7 protein-coding genes are annotated in these 4873 nt (G+C 61.8%); 5 read left to right on the plus strand and 2 right to left on the minus strand.

Annotated features, from left to right (window positions below; translation table 11 throughout):
• The 3 genes from tpiA to VFI82_16215 form a co-directional block, all read left to right on the plus strand.
• The coding region (tpiA, locus tag VFI82_16205; GenBank protein ID HET7186228.1) for a triose-phosphate isomerase at positions 1-708 on the plus strand (708 nt) is incomplete at its 5' end.
• Positions 709-776: 68 nt separating this feature from the next.
• Complete coding sequence (locus tag VFI82_16210) at positions 777-1760, plus strand: L-lactate dehydrogenase (GenBank protein HET7186229.1); 984 nt, start codon at positions 777-779, stop codon at positions 1758-1760.
• Positions 1761-1803: 43 nt separating this feature from the next.
• Complete coding sequence (locus tag VFI82_16215; GenBank protein ID HET7186230.1) at positions 1804-2610, plus strand: tetratricopeptide repeat protein; 807 nt, start codon at positions 1804-1806, stop codon at positions 2608-2610.
• Here VFI82_16215 and VFI82_16220 read toward each other — a convergent pair.
• Positions 2579-3220, minus strand: a complete 642-nt coding sequence (locus VFI82_16220; protein ID HET7186231.1) for a hypothetical protein — start codon at positions 3218-3220, stop codon at positions 2579-2581. The two genes, VFI82_16215 and VFI82_16220, sit on opposite strands and share 32 nt — an antisense overlap.
• A gap of 91 nt (positions 3221-3311) precedes the next feature.
• Here VFI82_16220 and VFI82_16225 point away from each other — a divergent pair, with 91 nt between their 5' ends.
• On the plus strand, positions 3312-3827 hold the full coding sequence (locus VFI82_16225) for a DUF1569 domain-containing protein (GenBank protein HET7186232.1): 516 nt from the start codon (positions 3312-3314) through the stop codon (positions 3825-3827).
• Between the two features lie 89 nt (positions 3828-3916).
• On the opposite strand, the gene VFI82_16230 is transcribed toward VFI82_16225, so the two are convergent.
• Complete coding sequence (locus VFI82_16230; protein ID HET7186233.1) at positions 3917-4639, minus strand: OmpA family protein; 723 nt, start codon at positions 4637-4639, stop codon at positions 3917-3919.
• A gap of 15 nt (positions 4640-4654) precedes the next feature.
• On the opposite strand from VFI82_16230, the gene VFI82_16235 reads away from it, so the two are divergent.
• A partial coding sequence (locus VFI82_16235; GenBank protein HET7186234.1) for a hypothetical protein occupies positions 4655-4873 on the plus strand: 219 nt, incomplete at its 3' end.

Below are 4873 nucleotides of genomic sequence, written 5' to 3' on the forward strand. Positions count from 1 at the left end.
ACTCCGGACGAGACCTTCGCCTTCATGCAGGATTTCCTGCGCGAAGTTTCCGGGCACAACCGCGACGAGATCGTTCTCTGCCCGCCCTTGGTGGACATCCCCACCGCCGTGCAGGCCGCCCGCCACAGCAATATCCAGATCGGCGCCCAGAACATGTACTGGGAAAAAGAGGGCGCCTATACCGGCGAAGTTTCGGCGCGCATGCTGCTTGCCGCCGGGTGCACCCACGTCATCATTGGGCACTCCGAGCGCCGCCAGTTTTTCGGCGAGACCGACGACACCGTGAACCGCAAGCTGCTGGCGGCTCTTGCGGCGAAACTCGTTCCCATCGTCTGCGTCGGCGAAGTCATCCAGGAACGCGAGGCGGGACTGACCGAAGAGGTGCTGCGCCGGCAGTGTACGGGCGCCTTCCGCACTATTTCCAGCGATCAAGCGGCGCCCATCATCGTGGCCTACGAGCCGGTATGGGCCATCGGTACCGGAAAAACCGCCACCCCTGCGATTGCCGCCGACGCCCACCGCGTCATTCGCGCCGAAGCCGCCAAGGCCTTGGGCGAGACCACCGCCGAAAACATGCGCATTCTCTACGGCGGCAGCGTCAAGCCCGACAACGCCAAAGCGCTGATGTCGCAATCGGAAATCGACGGCGCGCTGGTCGGCGGCGCCAGCCTGGACCCGAAATCATTTACTGCGATTGTGAAATACTAAAGCCAGCTCTCAGCCTTCAGCCATCAGCCGAAATCGCAGGGGCCGACCGCTGATATTCGAGGATTCCTATGTCTGCCTCAAGTTCATACGCTCGCAAGCCGGTTCGCGTTGCCGTGGTCGGCACCGGCAATGTCGGCTCCACTTTTGCCTATGCCCTGCTCCTCAGCGGGCTGGCGGCCGAAATCGCGCTCATCGACGTGAACCGCGCCAAGGCCGAAGGCGAGGCCATGGACCTGAACCACACCGAGCCTTTCGCTCATCCCACCCGCATCTGGGCCGGCGATTATCCCGATTGTGCGGGCGCAGTGGTCACGGTGATCGCGGCCGGAGCCAACCAGAAGCCCGGCGAGACACGGCTCGACCTGGTCAAGAAAAATGCCGCGATTTTTTCCGATATTATCCCCAAGGTGGCGCGGCACAACCCTGGCGGTATTATTCTGAACGCCACGAATCCTGTCGATGTGCTCACCTACGCAACCTTGAAGCTCTCCGCGTTTCCGCCGCAGCGCGTCATCGGCTCGGGAACAATTCTCGACACCGCGCGCTTCCGTTACCTGCTCAGCGAGCACTTTGGCGTGGACTCCCACAGTGTTCACGCTTATATCATCGGCGAGCATGGCGATAGCGAGGTGCCGGTGTGGTCGCTGGCCAATATCGCCGGCATGCACTTGCCCGACTATGCGCGCTCCACCGGCATGAAGTACGACCCCGCTGCGCTGGACGAAATTTTCCGCTGTACGCGCGACGCCGCCTACCAGATCATCCAGCGCAAGGGTGCGACCTATTTCGCGGTGGCCGCCGGGCTGATGCGCATTGTCGAGGCCATCCTGCGCGACCACGGCACCGTGATGTCGGTCTCCAGCCTGGTCACGAATTACTACGGAATCGACGATCTGTGCCTAAGCCTGCCGACGGTGGTGGACGGCAGCGGCGTGCGCCGGCAGATCCGCCTCGAATTGAACCAGCAGGAGCAGGAGGGCCTGCACAAATCCGCCGCGGTATTGCGCAACACCATCGACTCGCTGGACCTTCCCAAGCCGGTCGCAGCTTGATTCTCCGCCACTTGTTCCCGGCTGTAGGGTTAGAATTGCTGTAATGCTGGGTCGCTTCTCGTTTCGAATCATGGTTGCTGCCGCGTTACTGTGCGCGCCGGCGCTTGCGCAGCAGTCTGACCCGCAGTTGCCGGACGCGCCTGGCCAACAGCCGCAGGCGCAACCGCCGCAGCCCCCGCCTCCTCCCGCCAATGATCCTCAGGATTCGCAAGATCAGAATAAAAAGCCGGAATCGAAGATTAAGAAGCGGATAAAGCGGGGCGCGCCGAACTGCCTCAAGATCGGCGGCATGGAAAAATGCAAGGAGTCAAAGCCTGAGGAGGATGAGGCCGACGATTCCGAGCAACCGCCGGCGCCGCAGCAGCCGCGCGTTCCCGCAAGCGATCCCGTTCCGCGTTCCGTGAATCCCAGTGAAAGCTCCAGTAAAGACACCGAATTCCCGGAAGCAGAATCAGAGCGCGCGGCTCGCGCCGCCGCGGCGGGGAACAATTCCAGTGCCGCCAGCAATCGGAGCGATGTGCGGGAGCTGCGCCCCTACAATCCGCACAAGGCGGACCAGAACGTCGAGATCGGTGATTTTTATTTCAAGAGAAATAATTACCGTGCGGCCGAATCCCGCTACGCGGAGGCGCTGGAATACATGCCCAACCACGCGGAGGCGACCTTCAAGCTGGCGCAATCCCAGGACAAGCTGGGCGAGGCGCCGCGGGCGCGCGAGAATTATGAGAAGTACCTGAAAATCCTTCCCGGCGGGCCCTTTGCCGAAGCGGCACGAAAGGCTCTGGCCCGGCTGGATGCGCGGGCGAAGGAATCGCCGCCTACTTCTCCACCCGTTCAAAAGCCCCGGTAGAGGCGTTCACCGCCACTTTGAGCTTGGCTTCCGACGGGCTGGTGCCGTAAATCACGTGCCAGGCCAGCACGTTTTCCTTGGGATTCCAATCAAGCAGGTAGAGCACCGGCTCCTTCGGGTTCGCTTTGGTCAGCTTCTCCCCGCCATGCTTTTGCGCGACCTCGTAGGCCTTGTCGGAATCTACTTTGAGGAATGCCGCGTCGAAAACCTGCGTGGAACTGTTGCTGGCACTGTACGTGTCTTCGGTGCCGGAGCTGATGCCGGGAGTCGGCGCATCTTCCGACTTGATGCCCGACCAGAGAAACGCCTTGATGGAACGCCGCGACGGGGAAGCGAAGCCGGCGCGCCAGATCACGGCTTTTCCGTCAGCTCCGTTGTAGTCCTTGAACGTGCTCGACTCCAACCGGTAGGGACGCGCGTCGGCCGCCCACAGGCGCGCGGCGGCGTACATCTTCTGGAACGTTTCCCGCGCCGTGAGCTGCGCTGCTGGAGCTTCCTTCTTTTCGGCGGCGGCGGGAGCGGCGGGATTCTCAGGTTTGTTGGGAGTGCTGCTGCATGCACCCAGGGCCAGCAATAATGCGAGCGACAGTAATAACCAGCACTTTCTCATCGGCAGTTCCTCGTCTCGCGGTGGCGGTCACAGGTGGTGTCGCCGCGCCCACGCCAAAACCGTTATTGTAATGGACGTAAGGGAGTGCTCAATGGATTTCTACCTGCAGCGCGCGCTTGATGCCATTGAACGTGAAACCGGCGGCATGCCCGTGGAGGAACTGGCCTGGCACCGCGAGGGCAAGTGGAGCACGGCCGAGATTCTCGAGCATCTGTCGCTGGCGTTTACCAGCACCAGCAAGGCGATGGAGCGGGTATTGCAGCAAGGCCGCTGCGAGCGGAAACGGCCCAGCGCGAAGCAATGGCTGGCAACGCTGCTGGTGGTGAAGATGGGATATTTCCCTTCCGGACGTCCGGCACCGGAGTGGACGCGTCCGCGCGGCTTGGAAGCCAAGGATGCGCTCGCAACCATTCGCGCGGCCATGATCGAGATGGACGAACGAATTGCCGAGGCGGAGAACAAGCTCGGAACAGGCATCGTGGCCATACATCCGATAATTGGGCCGCTGACCGCTCGACAGTGGCGCAAGTTCCACTGGGTGCACACGCGTCACCACATGACTCAGGTGGCGACCTTGCGCGAGCAGTACCGAACCGCGAAGTGGTGAGGATCAAAAAAAAGTGGCCGCCCGTTGGGGAACGGACGGCCCGCTGCGAAGGTCCCAGGGGAGGGTAGAACCTGGTTTCTAATTCCCAATTACTGCTGAGTCGCGGCCGAAGCCGACGTCGGCGCCTGGTCGTTGATGTTGGTCATTAGGCGAACGTCGACGCGGCGGTTCTTGGCGCGGCCCGCGGTGTTGCTGTTGGGCGCCACCGGCTTATCCTTGCCCATGCCGATGATGTAGATCTTGTGCGCCGGAACCTGGTACTTGCTGACCAGGTAGCTGATCACGGAATCGGCGCGGCGCTTGCTCAAAAGGTAGTTGTAATCGGCGGAGCCGACCGAGTCGGTATTGCCGTCGACGACCACGATGTAATGCTTGGCATTGGGCAGCTCGCCGCCGAGTTCATCCAGAGCCTTCTTCGCCTTGGGCGTAAGCACAAACTTGTCGAAGCCGAAGTGCACCTGGGTTTCGACCACCGGACGATAGTTGTCCAGGTTGGCGACCACGCCGGTGAGGCTGTCGGCGCGGTTGACGGCGGTTGTCGCCATCGTCTGGGCCTGGCTGGCAGCCTGGCCGGCGCTCAGCGCCTTCTGGTCGGCAGCGGCCGCGGCCGCTTGCACCGACTGGATTCCCTGCTGCGAACGAGTGTCAACGTCCTTGATGTCGCGCGTAGTCTTGGCCGTCAGGTCGTCGAGTTCGTTAACTTTGTTGATGGTGGGTGCGGTCTCGTTGCGCACGTACTTCTTGCTCGCGCAGCCCACGCTCAGGGGTAGGCTGGCAGCGATCACGAGGGCAAAAACGGTGGTTCGATTCATGGGGGAGGACTCCTTATGTTTGCGACAGCTCGGCTGCTCTGGCGCAACTGGGCTGCAATCCACAGAACCGCACGCAAAGTGACGGCAACCAGCAAAGAGCAAGCGTCCTGCCATTTACGATGGCCCCCGGTCGTTTTGCAAGACGTTTGTTTTCTGCAACTTGCGCTGTTCCTCGCACAGGAACCTGCCCTCCCGGCAGGCAATCCTTGGCAGCCGAATAGAATTTTTACCGGG

It is taken from the genome of Terriglobales bacterium (genome assembly GCA_035691485.1).
Lineage (GTDB): Bacteria > Acidobacteriota > Terriglobia > Terriglobales > Acidobacteriaceae > JAIQGF01.